This window comes from Pseudomonas frederiksbergensis, from assembly GCF_000802155.2.
Classification (GTDB): Bacteria; Pseudomonadota; Gammaproteobacteria; order Pseudomonadales; family Pseudomonadaceae; genus Aquipseudomonas; species Aquipseudomonas frederiksbergensis_A.
The window spans coordinates 247,333-262,813 of sequence record NZ_JQGJ02000006.1; the positions used below are offsets into that span (position 1 = coordinate 247,333).

At 59.5% G+C, this 15,481-nt stretch carries 11 protein-coding genes and 1 pseudogene; 5 read left to right on the forward strand and 7 right to left on the reverse strand.

Annotated features, from left to right (window positions below):
* Window positions 1-20: 20 nt before the first annotated feature.
* The 5 genes from JZ00_RS14445 to JZ00_RS14465 all read left to right on the forward strand — a co-directional run bounded on the left by JZ00_RS14445 (window position 21) and on the right by JZ00_RS14465 (window position 4,941).
* Window positions 21-1,442, forward strand: coding sequence for an amino acid permease (locus JZ00_RS14445; RefSeq protein WP_039591450.1), 1,422 nt, complete (start codon window positions 21-23; stop codon window positions 1,440-1,442).
* 194 nt (window positions 1,443-1,636) lie between these two features.
* Window positions 1,637-1,966: a polysaccharide synthesis protein GtrA gene (locus tag JZ00_RS14450; protein WP_235433087.1), complete on the forward strand. Its 330-nt coding sequence runs from the start codon at window positions 1,637-1,639 to the stop codon at window positions 1,964-1,966.
* Between the two features lie 82 nt (window positions 1,967-2,048).
* Entirely contained in the window at window positions 2,049-2,423 is a 375-nt protein-coding gene (locus tag JZ00_RS14455; RefSeq protein ID WP_039591448.1) for a GtrA family protein, read from the forward strand.
* Window positions 2,420-3,400 carry a glycosyltransferase family 2 protein gene (locus JZ00_RS14460; RefSeq protein ID WP_039591447.1) on the forward strand — a complete coding sequence of 327 codons (981 nt, stop codon included), beginning with the start codon at window positions 2,420-2,422 and terminating at the stop codon, window positions 3,398-3,400. The genes JZ00_RS14455 and JZ00_RS14460 overlap by 4 nt, the downstream gene beginning before the upstream one ends.
* Window positions 3,397-4,941 (forward strand): glycosyltransferase family 39 protein, encoded by a 1,545-nt coding sequence (locus JZ00_RS14465; RefSeq protein ID WP_039591446.1) that lies wholly within the window; start codon window positions 3,397-3,399, stop codon window positions 4,939-4,941. The genes JZ00_RS14460 and JZ00_RS14465 overlap by 4 nt, the downstream gene beginning before the upstream one ends.
* Before the next feature lie 116 nt (window positions 4,942-5,057).
* Here the strand turns inward: JZ00_RS14465 and JZ00_RS14470 are convergent, their stop codons facing one another.
* The 7 genes and pseudogenes from JZ00_RS14470 to JZ00_RS14495 form a co-directional block, all read right to left on the reverse strand.
* Entirely contained in the window at window positions 5,058-6,677 is a 1,620-nt protein-coding gene (locus JZ00_RS14470) for an FMN-binding glutamate synthase family protein (protein WP_039591445.1), read from the reverse strand.
* Between the two features lie 214 nt (window positions 6,678-6,891).
* Window positions 6,892-7,560 (reverse strand): ATP-binding protein, encoded by a 669-nt coding sequence (locus tag JZ00_RS31965; RefSeq protein ID WP_412177674.1) that lies wholly within the window; start codon window positions 7,558-7,560, stop codon window positions 6,892-6,894.
* A gap of 57 nt (window positions 7,561-7,617) precedes the next feature.
* Window positions 7,618-7,704: pseudogene (locus tag JZ00_RS31970) on the reverse strand (hypothetical protein); the annotation flags it as partial.
* A gap of 590 nt (window positions 7,705-8,294) precedes the next feature.
* Entirely contained in the window at window positions 8,295-10,094 is a 1,800-nt protein-coding gene (locus JZ00_RS14480) for a DAHL domain-containing protein (RefSeq protein ID WP_039591443.1), read from the reverse strand.
* The gene (locus JZ00_RS14485) at window positions 10,091-11,050 is read right to left on the reverse strand and encodes a cytochrome-c peroxidase (protein ID WP_039591442.1); all 960 of its coding nucleotides are present in this window, start codon (window positions 11,048-11,050) and stop codon (window positions 10,091-10,093) included. Before JZ00_RS14485 ends, JZ00_RS14480 begins: the two co-directional genes overlap by 4 nt.
* A gap of 57 nt (window positions 11,051-11,107) precedes the next feature.
* A complete protein-coding gene (locus JZ00_RS14490) occupies window positions 11,108-12,982 on the reverse strand; it encodes an EAL domain-containing protein (protein ID WP_039591441.1) in 1,875 nt (624 codons plus the stop codon).
* Window positions 12,979-15,270, reverse strand: a complete 2,292-nt coding sequence (locus JZ00_RS14495; RefSeq protein ID WP_039591440.1) for a GGDEF/EAL domain-containing response regulator — start codon at window positions 15,268-15,270, stop codon at window positions 12,979-12,981. The genes JZ00_RS14490 and JZ00_RS14495 overlap by 4 nt, the downstream gene beginning before the upstream one ends.
* Window positions 15,271-15,481 lie beyond the last annotated feature (211 nt).

Here is a 15,481-nt window from a genome sequence, read left to right on the forward strand (position 1 = left end):
CAAGACGAGGTTGTATCCCTATGCCAGTCGGCAAACATCTGCCCCATGGCGAGACCGCGCAGGGTGGTCCGCTCAAACGTGAGCTCGGCGAGCGGCATATCCGCTTGATGGCGCTTGGCGCCTGCATCGGTGTCGGGCTGTTCCTCGGTTCGGCCAAGGCTATCGAGATGGCGGGACCGGCGATCATGCTGTCCTACATCATCGGTGGCCTGGCGATCCTGGTGATCATGCGCGCCCTCGGCGAAATGGCCGTGCACAATCCGGTGGCCGGTTCGTTCAGCCGCTACGCCCAGGATTACCTCGGCCCGCTGGCAGGCTTCCTGACCGGTTGGAATTACTGGTTCCTGTGGTTGGTCACTTGCGTGGCCGAGATCACCGCGGTGGCGGTATACATGGGCGTCTGGTTCCCCGATGTCCCCCGCTGGATCTGGGCCCTGGCCGCACTGGTGAGCATGGGCTCGATCAACCTGATCGCGGTCAAGGCCTTCGGTGAATTCGAGTTCTGGTTCGCCCTGATCAAGATCGTCACCATCATTGCCATGGTCATTGGCGGCGTCGGCATCATTGCCTTTGGCTTTGGTAACGACGGCGTCGCCCTGGGTATCTCCAACCTGTGGACCCATGGCGGTTTCATGCCCAACGGCGTGACGGGCGTGTTGATGTCCCTGCAAATGGTGATGTTCGCCTACCTGGGCGTGGAGATGATCGGCCTGACCGCCGGTGAAGCGCGCAACCCGCAGAAAACCATCCCCAACGCCATCGGCTCGGTGTTCTGGCGGATTCTGCTGTTCTACGTCGGGGCGTTGTTCGTGATCCTGTCGATCTACCCATGGAACGAAATCGGCACCCAAGGCAGCCCGTTCGTGATGACCTTCGAGCGCCTGGGCATCAAGACCGCCGCCGGCATCATCAACTTCGTGGTGATCACCGCCGCGCTGTCATCCTGCAACGGCGGAATCTTCAGCACCGGCCGCATGCTCTACAGCCTGGCGCAAAACGGCCAGGCCCCGGCCGGCTTCGCCAAGACCTCCGCCAACGGCGTGCCACGCCGCGCACTGCTGCTGTCCATTGCGGCCCTGCTGCTGGGCGTGCTGCTCAACTACCTGGTGCCGGAAAAAGTCTTCGTCTGGGTGACGTCCATCGCCACCTTTGGCGCGATCTGGACCTGGGTCATGATCCTGCTGGCCCAACTCAGATTCCGCAAAGGCCTGAGCGCTTCCGAGCGTGCCGCGCTGAAATACCGCATGTGGCTGTACCCGGTCAGCTCTTATCTGGCGCTGGCGTTCCTGGTACTGGTGGTGGGCCTGATGGCGTACTTCCCCGACACGCGCGTGGCGCTGTATATCGGCCCGGCGTTCCTGGTGCTGCTGACGGTGTTGTTCTACACCTTCAAGTTGCAGCCGACCGCCGAGGCACAGGGTTCGATGCGATCGGTTTCGTAAGGTCAAGCGCGATGTAAAACAAAGCCCCGGTCAGATGACTGGGGCTTTTTTGTAGCTATTAGCGCGACCGTCCGTCGGACTCGTGGCCCGACCTGTAAGATCTGACAGTAGACCGCGACAGGGCTGTCGCCTAGCTTGAAAACCCGCCAATAGGGGAACGGCTAGGTATCAGGATGAATGGGATTTCTGCGTTGATGGCTATCGCACTGGTCAATGGACTGATCCATGGCCAGGTTTTTTTTCTCTTGCACGACGCCGTTGGGCTGGTTCAGGCGAGCAGCAACTTTGCTGCGTTCTGCGTGGCTGCGGTGTTTTCGTTTTATGTGAGTGGGCTCTACATCTTCCGACCCGGGGAGTCGTGGCGCGGTTATCTATTGGGTAATGGCGCGATGGGCGCGCTGAGTTATGGCTTCGGCGCGATCGGCGATGCGCTGGAATTGCCTGGGTGGATAGCGGTCGCTTTGTCTTTGTATTTCACGCTGAACCTGGTGATTGGGTATGGGTTCATTCGGTTTAAGTTGTAGTGCGGACGCCTTGGATGGGCGCTTCTAGTGGGCGTTGTCGCCAACCAATTCCCCTGTCGCGGACATAGGTTCGGGAGCGAGCATGAAAGCGATATGGAGCGGCTTTTCCACTTACGCACTGGTCGGGCTGGCCAACACGTTGCTCCATTGGCAGATGTTTTTCGTGCTCCGTGTCGCGGTCGGTCTCGATCAGTCGACCAGCAATCTCGCAGCCTTTTGCGTAGCGGCTTCATTCTCCTACTACCTCAATGCGATCTATACCTTCGATGCCAAACTCTCAGCGATGGGGTATTTGGTTTTTCTATGCCTCATGGGGGCGCTCAGCTATGTAGTGGGTTATTTGGGAGATCGCTGGCAGATACATGGACTACTGACCGTGGCGGCATTTTCGTTGTTGAGCCTGGTGCTTGGTTTCCTGCTCTCCCTGTACGTGGTGTTTAGGGGGCACCGCCCATGAAAATCTCATTGGTCGTTCCGGTGTTCAACGAGGAACAGACCTTGGGATTGTTCTACAAGAGTATTCGGGAGCATCCGGCGCTGGCCGGTTACAGCGTCGAGATCGTCTTCGTCAACGATGGCAGCGCTGACCAAACGGATGCGCTTGCCCGCGACATCGCGCTGGTCGACAACCTGGTCGTGTTGATCAATTTCTCTCGAAACTTCGGCAAGGAACCCGCTTTATTTGCCGGAATCGAGCATGCCAGCGGTGATGTGGTTATTCCGATGGACGTCGACCTGCAAGACCCCATCGAGGTTATTCCCAAGCTTGTTGCTAAATGGGAAAAAGGCGCCGAAGTAGTCCTCGCCAAGCGTCGTGATCGTTCCTCCGACAGCTACCTGAAGCGTGGATGCGCTGCGCTGTTTTATCGGCTCCTGGATCGGATTTCGACTCCTCATATCGAGCGGAATGTAGGGGATTTTCGGCTGATGGACCGCAAGGTGGTGGAGGTGATCAAGACCCTTCCCGAATATCAGTTGTTCATGAAAGGTGTGCTGTCGTGGGCCGGTTTTACGACTGTCATTGTCGAATACGACCGCGTCGGTCGCGCCGCTGGCAGCAGCAAATTCAACAGCTGGAAGTTATGGAATTTGGCGCTCGAAGGCATCACGTCGTTTAGCACCGTGCCGTTGCGGTTGTGGTCTTACCTCGGCGATTGCATCTCGTTTTTGTCGTTGGCGTATGCAGCGTACATGGTGCTGGACAAGCTGTTATTTGGGAATGATTTGCCCGGTTATCCATCGTTGATGACGGCAATTTTGTTTTTGGGTGGGGTGCAATTGATTGGTATCGGTGTGTTGGGTGAATGCATCGGACGGATCTATCTGGAGACAAAGCATCGACCGAGGTATGTCATTAGGGAAATAGTTCGGCGTGGGCCATACATGCGAGGAGCCGACGAGAACATTCATGAGCGGGTTGGTATTCGCTTATGACTGGACCTCATGCTTATCCAGGTAAGCCTTTCAGCTGGTTCGTCAACGGTCCAGCCTTGGCCGCAGCGGTGGTCCTTGCACTGGCTGTACGTTTTTATGGAATCACAACGCCTGCGATCTGGTACGACGAAGCATTTAGCATATTGCTTGCCAGCCACGAGCCTTGGCAAATCTGGTCCATTACGGCGAAGGACGTTCATCCCCCCCTTTATTATTTTATGCTGCACTACTGGATGGTGTTGTTTGGAGACGAAGCATTGGCTGTGAGATCGCTCGGCGTTGTCGCAGACGTCGGAACAGTCTTGCTTAGCATAAAACTGATGAGTCTGGTTGCCACGCGAAGAGCCACTTGGATGGCCGCATTGCTATTAGCGTTGCTGCCGATCTCGGTCCGCTACAGCCAAGAAGCACGGATGTACACCCTGCTAGGGTTCTGGTTGATGGGGGCGACGGTTGCATTGGTGTGTTGGGTTAAAGCTCCGGAGAAAAAGCGGTTCGCAGCCATCTACGTCATGCTGATGACTGCGGCTTTCTATACGCATTACTTTGCTGCTCTGAGTGTGCTTGCTCATTGGTTTTATTGGTGGTGGGGAGCACGTTTTTTTCGACCGGTTCTCCCTGCCCGTGCCTGGATTTTGGTCAATGGTGTTATCGTGATGCTGTTTTTGCCTTGGATGCCTCATTTCATAGAGCAGCTGTCAATGAATGGGCTTAAATGGATACCCCCCGTTACGGCGCACTCAGTGCTGAGCCTTGTTTGGCAATTCACGATAATGAATGCAGTGGAGGAACAATTGCGATTGCTGCATGCAGTTCCCCTGGTGGTGGTCCTTGCATGTGCAGCGGTGATGATATGGAAAGACCATGGTCAATATTGTTTTAACGGTTTATTGATCGGCTATTTCTTGATCCCCGCTTTCATTCTTATTCTGGTGGCGTTGGTCGTTCCGGTATTCAGCACTCGCTATCTGGTATTCGCTGCAGTCGGTGTGCCTCTTATTATTGCTACAACGCTGGATATTGTCGGGCGCCGAATAGTTCTTTTGCTTCCGGCCCTGATGGTTGTGCTGACATCAGAGATATTGGGGGTGTACGCGGTATATCAGCAGGCAGATACATTGAATGGAACCAATTTTCGTAGCAGTTTAAGACTTGATGGGCTGGCAGTACAGATCAAGCAAGCTGCTCGATCAAACGATGAAATCGTGGTTGAGTTTTTATTGTTGTATCTGCCATTTAGTTACTACAATCGGACCGGTATACAACCGAGGATTTATACCGACGCCTCTTTCAATATTGCTTCAGGTTTCTCTAACCGTAACGGCTATGCCTTGTTGAACGAGCGCCCCAAGGGGGGGTATTACGCTGATCTCAAACGCTTGAATAGTTTTGGACATAGAGTTTGGTGGATCACGTTCAGGGTTAACGCCACACCGCCTCTATCAGATAAATATTGGGAACGGAGCCTTACGCTTGTTGACGGCGATGTCGTTGCATATCTGTTCACCCGGAGAACGATTTCTGCCTCGCCATTGAAGTAGCTGTGAAATTTTCTTAGCGGGTCGATGTACCGTTCGATGAGCGCGGCGTGGGCGGTAGGGCGTGAGTGCGGTGCATCTCGAAGAACGATGCCCTCGCCACGGGAGCGAGTGCGAATTTATGCGGCCACGATTTCCTGCGGCTCAAAACTGTCCGCCCGCGCCAGTTGCCACATCCGCGAATAGAACTGTCCGTTCACTTCACCAGTCAGCAATTCCCCCGGTTTCAAGAACACGTGCAGCTGCGAGAACAGCTTGATCTCGGTGGCCGACATGCGCCGCACCAAATGCTTGGGCTGCAATTGCGAAGGATGGTCAAGCCCGGCAGCGGCGAGCATTTCGGCGAGGGCCTTGAGGGTGTTGCGGTGGAAGTTGTAGACCCGCTGGGCCTTGTCCGGGACGACCAGGGCGCGTTGGCGCAGGGTGTCCTGGGTGGCGACGCCGGTGGGGCATTTGTTGGTGTGGCAGCTTTGGGACTGGATGCAGCCGATGGCAAACATGAAGCCGCGCGCGGCGTTGGCCCAGTCGGCGCCGATGGCCAGGACGCTGGCGATGTCGAAGGCGCTGACGATCTTGCCGCTGGCGCCAAGCTTGATCTTGTCCCGAAGGTTCAGGCCCACCAGGGTGTTGTGCACGAACAGCAGGCCCTCGCGCAGCGGCACGCCGATGTGGTCGGTGAACTCCACTGGCGCGGCGCCGGTGCCGCCTTCCTTGCCATCGACGACGATGAAGTCGGGCAGGATCCCGGTTTCCAGCATGGCTTTGGCGATGCCCATGAACTCCCACGGATGGCCCAGGCAGAACTTGAAGCCCACCGGTTTGCCGCCAGACAGTTCGCGCAGTTGTTGGACGAACTGCATCAGTTCCAGAGGCGTGGAAAAAGCGCTGTGTCGGGACGGCGAGACGCAATCCTCGCCCATGAGGATGCCGCGGGTCTCGGCGATTTCCCGCGTGACCTTGTGCTTGGGCAGGATCCCGCCATGACCGGGCTTGGCGCCCTGGCTCATCTTGATTTCGATCATCCGTACCTGCGGGTTGCGGGCCTGGGCGGCGAAGCGCTCCGGGTCGAAGCGCCCGTCGCTGGTGCGACAACCGAAATAGCCGCTGCCCAGTTCCCAGGTCAGGTCGCCGCCGTGTTCGCGGTGGTAGGGGCTGATGCTGCCTTCGCCGGTATCGTGGGCGAAGTTACCGAGCTTGGCGCCCTGGTTCAACGCACGTATGGCATTGGCACTCAGGGAGCCGAAGCTCATGGCCGAGATGTTGAACACCGAGGCCGAATAGGGTTGGGTGCATTGCGGGCCACCGACCATCACACGGAAGCCGCTGGGGTCGCTCAGCGGGGCCGGGCGCATGGAGTGGCCGATGAATTCGAAGCCGGTCTGGTAGACGTCGATCAAGGTGCCGAAGGGTTTGTCGGCGCTTTCGTTCTTGGCCCGGGAATACACCAGCGAGCGCTGGGCGCGGGAGAAGGGCAGGGCATCACTGTCGGATTCGAGCAGGTACTGGCGGATCTCCGGCCGGATGCCTTCGACCAGGTAGCGAATGTTGCCCAGGATCGGGTAGTTGCGCCGCACGGCGTGGCGGGTTTGCAGCAGGTCGAACAGCCCCAGCAGGCTCAGCAGTCCCGTCACCAGCGCAATCGGCCAGAGCCAGTCGTGTTGCAGGAACGGCAGGCTGGCGAGGGTGAAGATCACGCAGCCGGCGAAGAAGGCGTAGCGGCTCAGCAACGATAGGCTCATGCGGGTTCCTTGGGGGGAGGGCGGTTGGCGAGACATTAGCGTGGAATGCAACCCTGTGGCGAGGGAGCTTGCTCCCGCTCGGCTGCGCAGCAGTCGAAAACCGGCTGGCGCGGTCTTACTGCTGTATCGGGGCCCGCTGTTGGGGCCGCAGCCCAGCGGGGATAAATCCCCTCGCCACAAGAGCCCTCTCGCTGAAATTGGAAAGTGCAGCCGTTTACCCCGCCAACTTCATCTGCCGCACCGGCAGCTCCACTCGGAACGTCGTCCCCACGCCCACTTCACTGCTCACCGTGATCTCACCGTTGTGTTTTTTCACGATGCCGTAGGACAGCGATAACCCAAGCCCCGTGCCTTGGCCGATGGGTTTGGTGGTGAAGAACGGGTCGAAGATTTTCTGCAGGGTTTCCGGCGGCATGCCTGAGCCGGTGTCGGCGACTTCGATCCAGACGGTGTCGCCTTCGACGCCGTTGCGCAGGGTGATGGTGCCACGTTCCGGGCCGATGGCCTGGGCGGCGTTGACGATCAGGTTCATGATCACCTGGTTGATCTGCGACGGCAGGCACTCCACCTCTGGCAGTGGCGTGTACTCCTTGACCACGTCGGCCTTGTACTTGATCTCGTTGGCGACGATGTTCAAGGTCGAATCCATGCCCTGTTGCAAATTGGCCATTTGCCATTCCTGGCTGGAGTCGACGCGGGAGAAATCCTTCAGGTCCTTGACGATCTGGCCGACGCGGGCGATGCCGTCCTTGGACTCCTTGATCAGGATGGGAATGTCCTCCACCAGGAAATCCAGTTCCACCTCCTGGCGCAGGCTCTTCAAGTTCATCACCAGCTCCGGCGAGGCAATGGCCTGCTCGGCGCTGCCATAGGCCTGGAGCATTTCCTCGAGCTTGCTGAAATAACCACCCAAGGCGCCAAGGTTGGAGGAAATGAAGCCGATCGGGTTGTTGATCTCATGGGCGACGCCGGCTGCCAATTGACCCAGGGAGGCGAGTTTCTCCGACTGCACCAGTTGGCTCTCGAGCATCTTGCGTTCGTCGATTTCCATCTGCAGCAGCTCGCTGGCCTGCTTGAACGCCAGGGTGCGTTGCTCCACGAGGTCTTCGAGCTTGTTCATCTTCAAACGGGCGCGGGAGGTCATTTCCCATTTGGTGGTCAGGGTGTTCGCCATCTGCTGGACTTCGATGTTGTCGAAGGGCTTTTTCAGGATCAACAGGCGGTCATGGCCGTTGAGACGGTCGAGCAGCTCGTCCCAGGAATAATCCGAATAAGCGGTGCAGACCACTACTTGCAGTTGCGCGTCGACCTTCCACAGCTCTTCGATGGTCTTGGCACCGTCCCAGCCTTCGGGCATGCGCATGTCGACGAACGCCAGGGCATAGGGGAGGTCCTTGGCCAATGCCTGTTGCAATTTGGCCAGGCCTTCCTGGCCACCGTAGGCCGAGTCGAGTTCAAACACGGTGGCGGCGGGTTTCGGGGCCTCGCCGAACAGTGCGCTTTCCATATCCTGCAAGTCGCTGTCGCTCTCATCCTCCGGTGTCAGGATCTTGCGGAAGTCTTCATGGATGGCGGGCGTATCGTCGATCAAGAGGATGCGCCGGTTGCTCATGTTGTTCATTGCTCACCTTCTGCGAGTTTCAAGGGCAGTTGCAATACAAACGTTGCCCCGGTCCCAGGCCCCTCGCTGTGTGCGGTGAGGTGGCCGTTCATCTCAATCGCCGCCAGTGCGCAACTGTGCAGGCCGAACCCGTGGCCCTCCTTACGGGTGGTGAAGCCATGGGCGAAGATGCGCGTCATGTTTTCCTCTGGGATCCCTTCGCCTTCATCCTTCACGCTGATTTGCAGCGACTCGCCCACGACCATGGCCCTGAGTGTCATGTTCCGCGCATGGTTGGAAACCCCCGCCATGGCGTATTTGGCGTTGCTGATCAGGTTGATCAGGATCAGCAGCAGGCGATGCTTGTCGCCCATGATCCGCGGCACCTCGCCGTACTCCTTGATCACCGTCACATGGTGACGGGTCAGGGCGCCGGAGTTCATGCGCAGGGCGTCCTCGAGCAGTTCGCTGACCACCAGCGGCTCCATCAGGCTATTGGCGCCGGCATAGGATTGCTGCGTGGACACGATGTCCTTGATGTGATCGACGCTCTTGCTCAGTTGCGCCAGTTCGTCGGTCAGGCCTTGTTGCTCCGTCGCGATGGCTTCGACCAATTGGTTGAGGTAACCGGGCAGCAGCTTGCCTTTTTCGTCCTCGGTGAGGAAGTGCCCCAGGTCGTGGCTGTGTTCGTTGATCAGGTTCATCGCCTTGCCCAGCCCCAGGGCCTTGCTGCTGCGCAATTTGCGGCTGACCAGATCGGCAGAGATATTCACGCTGTTGAGCACGTTGCCGACGTTGTGCAGCACGTTGGTGGCGATTTCCGCCATGCCGGCCTGGCGGGCGGTGTCCATCAGTTCGCTCTGGGTATCCTTGAGCTGGCGGGTGCGTTCCTCGACCCGTTGTTCGAGCTCGTCATTGGCGGTTTGCAGGGCGCTGTTGACCCGCTTGATCTCGCCGAAACTGCGCACCAGGCGAACCGCCAGCCAGATCAATATCAGCACCAGGAAGCTGGCGAACACCAGCAACAGGATATGGTTGCGCTGATGATCGGCAGCGGCTTTTTCCTGGTCCCTCTCCAAGAGGCCGGTGATGGTGTCCAGTCGGTCAGCCAGGGGGACCGCTTCGAAGTCACGCAGCAACTGGTTGACCAAGGGCTGCTCACGCAGGATCAGCGCGATGTGCCTGCGCAAGATATCGACGGAGCCGACGAGCCCCGTCGGCAGGCGATCCTTGTTGACGTCCAGCAGATTGAGGCCCAGCAAGACTTCGGCGGCCTGCTCGCGGGTGGTGATCTGGGCAAACTCCAGGGTGCTGAGCAGCAGGTCATAGGTGTCTATGGCGACACTCTGCAACTCCAGTTTTTCGCTGTCGGACAGTTGTGCGAACTGACGCTGGATGTCGTCTTCGGCGGTGGGCAGGAATGCCAGGGAATTGCGCAGCACCGCGTTGTGGGACTTGAACTGCTCCACCAGGCGGGTTTTTTCCTTGATTGCCTTGAGGTATTCGTCGCGCTGGGTCGCCCAGAGCGTAGGCGCATGGCGGCCGGGTTCCGACTCGATGGCGTCGAGGCGCTGCCACAGGCGCGCCATTTCGTACAACGGCGAGACCAACGGGTCGTAATTGTGGCTCAAAGTGATCCTGGATTTGAGCACTTCGTTGTCCCAGATGCCGTCCTGCTGCTTGAGCTGGCGGATCAGGTCGCGGGATTCGATATGCGAGGCGGCTTGCTGGGCACCCGACTGGATGTATATGAACAACAGGATCGAGGCGAGCAGTACGCCGATGAACGCCAGGCCGAGGCGACGGGAAAGAGTCATAGCGGCTTGCCCTCCCATTCACCGGTGAGGGTCTTGAGGAATTCGACGATCAGTTCGGTATCGTTCTTCTGGGGCTCGCGGCCCAACTGATACTTGAACATCACCTCCACTGCCTTCTCCAGCGTTGGCGCGGATCCGTCATGGAAATACGGCGAGGTGACGGCCACGTTGCGCAGGCTCGGCACCTTGAACACCTGGCGGTCGGCTTCGTCATCGGTGATGTTGAAGCGCCCTTCGTCGGCCCGGGTGGCATTGCCCCGGTCCTGGATATAGTCGCCCATGACGCCGAATTTCTGGAACATGTTGCCGCCGATGTTCACGCCCTGGTGACAGGCGATGCAGCCGTATTCCTTGAAGCGCTGGTAGCCGAATTTTTCCCGGGGCGTGAGGATGTCGGTATCGCCCAGCAGGTATTGATCGAAGCGCGAGTTGGGGGTCAGCAGGGTGCGCTCGTAATCGGCAAGCGCCCCCTTGATGTTGGGTTGGGTCACGCCGTCGGGATAGGCGGCGGAAAAGTCCTTGGCATAGCCCGGATCGTCGGCGATGCGCTTGACCACTGTTTCCCAGGAATTGCCCATTTCCCCGGGACTGGTGACCACGATGTGCACCTGCTCTTCGAGGGTGTCGACACGCCCGTCCCAGAACTGATGAAAGTTGAGGCTGGCGTTGAACACCGTGGGTGTATTGACGTCCACCGGCTTGCCGTCGAAACCCAGGGAGAACTGCTTGTCGTCGGCGCCGCCCTTGTCCAGGCGATGGCAACTGGCGCAGGACAGCGTGTTATTGACCGAGAGTCGTGGGTCGTTGAACAACCGCTGGCCCAACTGGACCCGCTTGGGGTCCAGGGCTGGAAAGGGAGGAAGCGGCTTGAGCGGTTCGTCCAATGGCTCGGCGTGAGCGGTCACGCTCAGTCCCGCCAGCAGGCCGAGAGCCAGAATCAGTCCGTGTGACGCCATGGGGTGCTTTCCTTTGAAATGCTTTCCCTTGAAACAGGGGGGTTATAACGCTGGCGCTCACGAAAACGGGTTCGGGCGTTGTTCCCATTCAGCCATCCATTGGCTGAAGGCTTGCGGTTCCACGGCCTTGCTGAAGTAATAGCCCTGGGCTTCCTCGCAGTGGTGGATCTTGAGGAATTCCAGCTGCTCCCGGGTTTCCACGCCTTCGGCAATGATGTGCAGGTTCAAGCTCTTGCCCAGGCTGATGATGGTGCTCACCAGTTTCGCGTCGTTGCTGTCGATGCTCAGGTCGCCGACGAACGACTGGTCGATCTTCAACACATCCACCGGAAATTTCTGCAGGTAGCTCAGGCTCGAATAGCCGGTGCCGAAGTCATCGATGGCCAGCCGTATGCCCAGGTGCTTGATGGCATTGAGCGTGGCGACGGTGGTGTCGATGTTCTGCATGAGCACGCTTTCAGTGATCTCCAGTTCTAACTGTGTCGGATCCAGGCCGGTTTCCTTGAGGGTGCGCGCGATGCCATCGACGAAACCGCGCTGGCGAAAATCGATCGCCGAGACGTTGACCGACAGGTACAGCGGCCGCATGCCCTCGGCTTGCCAGCGACGCGCCTGCTGGCAGGCTTCCTGGAGCACCCATTGGCTCAGCGGCACGATCAGCCCGCTGTCCTCGGCCACCGGAATGAAATCCGACGGGTAGACGAGCCCATGGTCCGGGCGGTTCCAGCGCACCAGTGCCTCTACACCGACCACTTCGCCGCTCGTCAGGTCGAGCTTGGGCTGGTAGTGCAACACGAATTCCTTGCGTTGCAGGGCCAGCCGCAGCCCGGACTCGATGGTTTGCTGCTGGCGGGCCCGGCGGTTCATGTCCTCGGTGAAAAAACGGTAGTCGTTGGGGCCGTGTTCCTTGACGTTGCGCATCGCCGTCTCGGCTTTCTTGATCAGCGCCACCGCGTCGAAGCCGTCGGCCGGATACACGCTGATGCCCAGGCTCGCCGTGACCGTCAGATCGTGGCCGTCGATGGGGTGTGGGGAATTGATGGAGGCGAGCAGTTTTTCCGCCACGCCCTTGATCAGTTGCGAGTCGGTGATGTCGCCGAGGATGACCACGAATTCATCGGAGCCGTAACGAAACACCGAGTCGGATTCGCGCACCACGGCAGCCAGCGTGCGCGCCACGCGCTTGAGCATTTCGTCGCCCACCGGATGGCCCAGGGCGTTATTGATACGCTTGAAGCGGTCCAGGCCGATGAACATCACCGCCAGTTGCCGGTCATGGCGGCGGCATTGGGCCAGGGCCTGGGTCAGGCGATCACCGAGCAGCATGCTGTTGGGCAGTTCGGTGAGCACGTCGTATTGCAGCAGGTGGGAGACCTTGAGCAGTTCCTGGACCCGCTCTTCGATGGTGCGTTCCAGGCTGCGCATTTTCCGCGCGGCGTCCTGGGCCAGTTGCCATTTCCAGGTCATGGCGCTGGCCATCTGGCGGATTTCCAGGGTGTCGAACGGCTTCTTGAGGATCAGCAACTGATCGTCGAACTCGATGCGTTCGGACATGGTCTCCCACGAGTAGTCGGAAAACGCGGTGCACAGCGCGATCTGCAAGCGCGGGTCGGCTTTCCACAATTGTTCGATGGTTTGCAGGCCGTCCCAACCCGGCGGCATGCGCATGTCGGCGAACACCAGCGCATAAGGCTGGCCTTCGGCCTGGGCGCGCTTGACCAGTTCCAATGCTTCTTCGCCCTGGTAGGCCGAGTCGATCTGGAACTGCAGCCGGTTGACCTGGGGCGTGCCGAACAACAGGCTCTCGGTGTCGTCCAGCGAATCGTCGTTGCCGGCGCTGGGGCTGAGGATCTTGCGAAAGTCCTGGTGGATGGCGGGCGTGTCGTCCACCACGAGGATTCGCCTGTTCGCCGGTACGGACATGGGGTTCATGGGTTGCTCTCCGATAGCTGGCTTGCCGGCCGGGTCCAGTGATCGGCCACCGGGACGATGGTGCCGGCCTTGAGCAGGGCGGCAGCCTGGTCGCTGTCCACCACGGTGCTGAAATAATGCCCCTGGGCCTGCATCGGCCCACCGCTGGACATCAGGGTGGTGCGTTGTTCCTGGGTCTCGACCCCTTCGGCGATGATGCCGATGCCCACGTCCCGGGCGAAGTTGATGATCGCCCGCAGGGTCGTGGCGTTCTCCGGATCGTCATTGGCGCTGTCGAGGAATCGCTGGGCAAGCTTGAGGTGGTTGACGCGGTAGGTCTTGAGGTAATCGAAGGAGGAATATTCGGTGCCGAAATCATCGATGGCCACCTGCACGCCCAGCTCGCACAGGCGCGGCAGCACGTCGTTGTGGGTCCATTTGGTCTGGGCCAGGGTCGCTTCGGTGACGTCGAAACGCAGGTCCCAGGGCGCCAGCTCCCACCGGGCGGTGGTGCGCAACACATCGTAGATCAGTTCCGGTCCGGTCTTGAGTTGGGTCAGGGACAGGTCGATGGCGATGACGGGGGGCGCCATGCCTTGGTCACGCCATTGGCGCATCTGTTGGCAGGCCTGGTCCAGCACCCAATGACCGAGCCCGATGATGATCCCGGTTTTCTCGGCGGCCGGCATGAACGCCGCCGGTTCCAGCCAGCCGCGCTGAGGATGGTTCCAGCGCACCTGCACGCCCATGCCAAGGATCCGGCCGGTGCCGAGGTCGACTTCGGGCAGGTAATGCAATCGCAACTCGTCGTTCTCGATGGCGTTGCGCAGATCGTTGGCCAGGGCGACCCGGTCCGTCACCTCCTGGTTAATTTCCTCGTTATGGAAGTGGTACTGGTTGCGGCCCTTTTCCTTGGAACGGTACAGGGCCATGTCGGATTGGGCCATCAGGCTGTCGGCGCTTGGGCTCTGCGGGGTGTACAGGCTGATGCCGATACTGACGGAAATGCGTACGTCGTTGCCGTCCAGGGAGTAGGGCGCCACGAGGGTGTCGCGGATCTTCGCCGCCAGCGCGGCACAGTGGGTCGCCTCATGGACGTCCAGTTGCAGGATGGCGAATTCGTCGCCGCCCAAGCGCGCGACCACGTCGTTTTCCCGGGTACAGGCCTTGAGCCGCGCCGCAACCTCCTGCAACAGCAGATCGCCGATGGGGTGGCCGAGGGTGTCGTTGATCCGTTTGAAATGGTCCAGGTCCAGGTAGAACATCGCAAACGGCGCGGCGCCCCGGCGTGCGGCAGCGAAGGCCTGATGCAGGCGTTCGATCATGGTGGCGCGGTTGGCGAGCCCGGTCAGCCCGTCGGTGCGGGCCAGCAGGGCGATTTTATCTTCGGCCAGCTTGCGCTCGGTGATGTCGAGGATGATGCCTTCGACTTCCAGCAGCAGGCCTTGCTCGTTGCGCACCGGGATATAGCGGTTCTCCACCCAGCGGAACGCGCCGTCGCCGGTGCGCATGCGAAATTCAATGGAGGCGCCCGCCGTGTCGCGGTCCAGCACGCGGACCATGGCTTCGTCGACCTTGGCCTGGTCATCGGGATGGATCAGCGTTTGCGCCCAATCCGACGAATTGATCAATTGCGCCGCAACATGGCCGAACTTGGTGATGTTGTGGGAGATATACATCAACGGGAACGGCGGCTCGCCGCGCAGGCGATAGAGGATGGTCGGGCTGTTCTGCACGATGATATTGGCGTCGGCCAACTCCCGGGTGCGTTCCTCGACCGCTCGTTCGAGCATGTCCATTTTCAACGCCGCGTCTTCGGTCATCTGCCACTTGACGGTCAGGGTGCTGGCCATTTGGCGGATTTCGATGGCATCGAAGGGTTTTTTCAGGATCAGCAGCCGGTCGCCCAATTCGAGGCGATCAGCGATGTCTTCCCAGGAATAGTCCGAATAGGCGGTGCACAGGGCCACTTGCAACTTGGGGTCGACGCGCCACAGCCGCTCGATGGTTTCAAGGCCGTCCCAGCCCGGCGGCATGCGCATGTCGATGAACGCCATGGCGAAGGGATTGCCTTGGGCAAGGGCCGTTTCGACCTTGTTCAAGGCTTCCATGCCCTGGAACGCCGATTCGAGCTCGAAGCTCTGGATGGAAACCGCCACCGGCGCGCCGAACAAGGCTTCCTCGGCGCTGCTGAGGCTGTCTTCCGGAACTGCGTGGGGGCTGAGAATCTTTCGAAAATCCTCATGGATCGTTGGCGTATCGTCCACGATCAGTATCCGCCGATTGGATCTTTCCATCGGCAGGCTCATGGCCGTGCACCGTCGAGATGCTGACTACGGAACCGTGGGAACATCGGATATCCCTTTCGCTAGCATGAGTATTCGGCCTGTACTTGGCCCTTCATGGGCTACAGCATAGTCGGCTCATCGGAGGCGCGCGGTGAGTGACGGCGAATTGTGTCTAAATTTTCGCAATCTACTAGTCTGTCATTCGGGGCTAGGGTAGAACGGTTGTCGATGA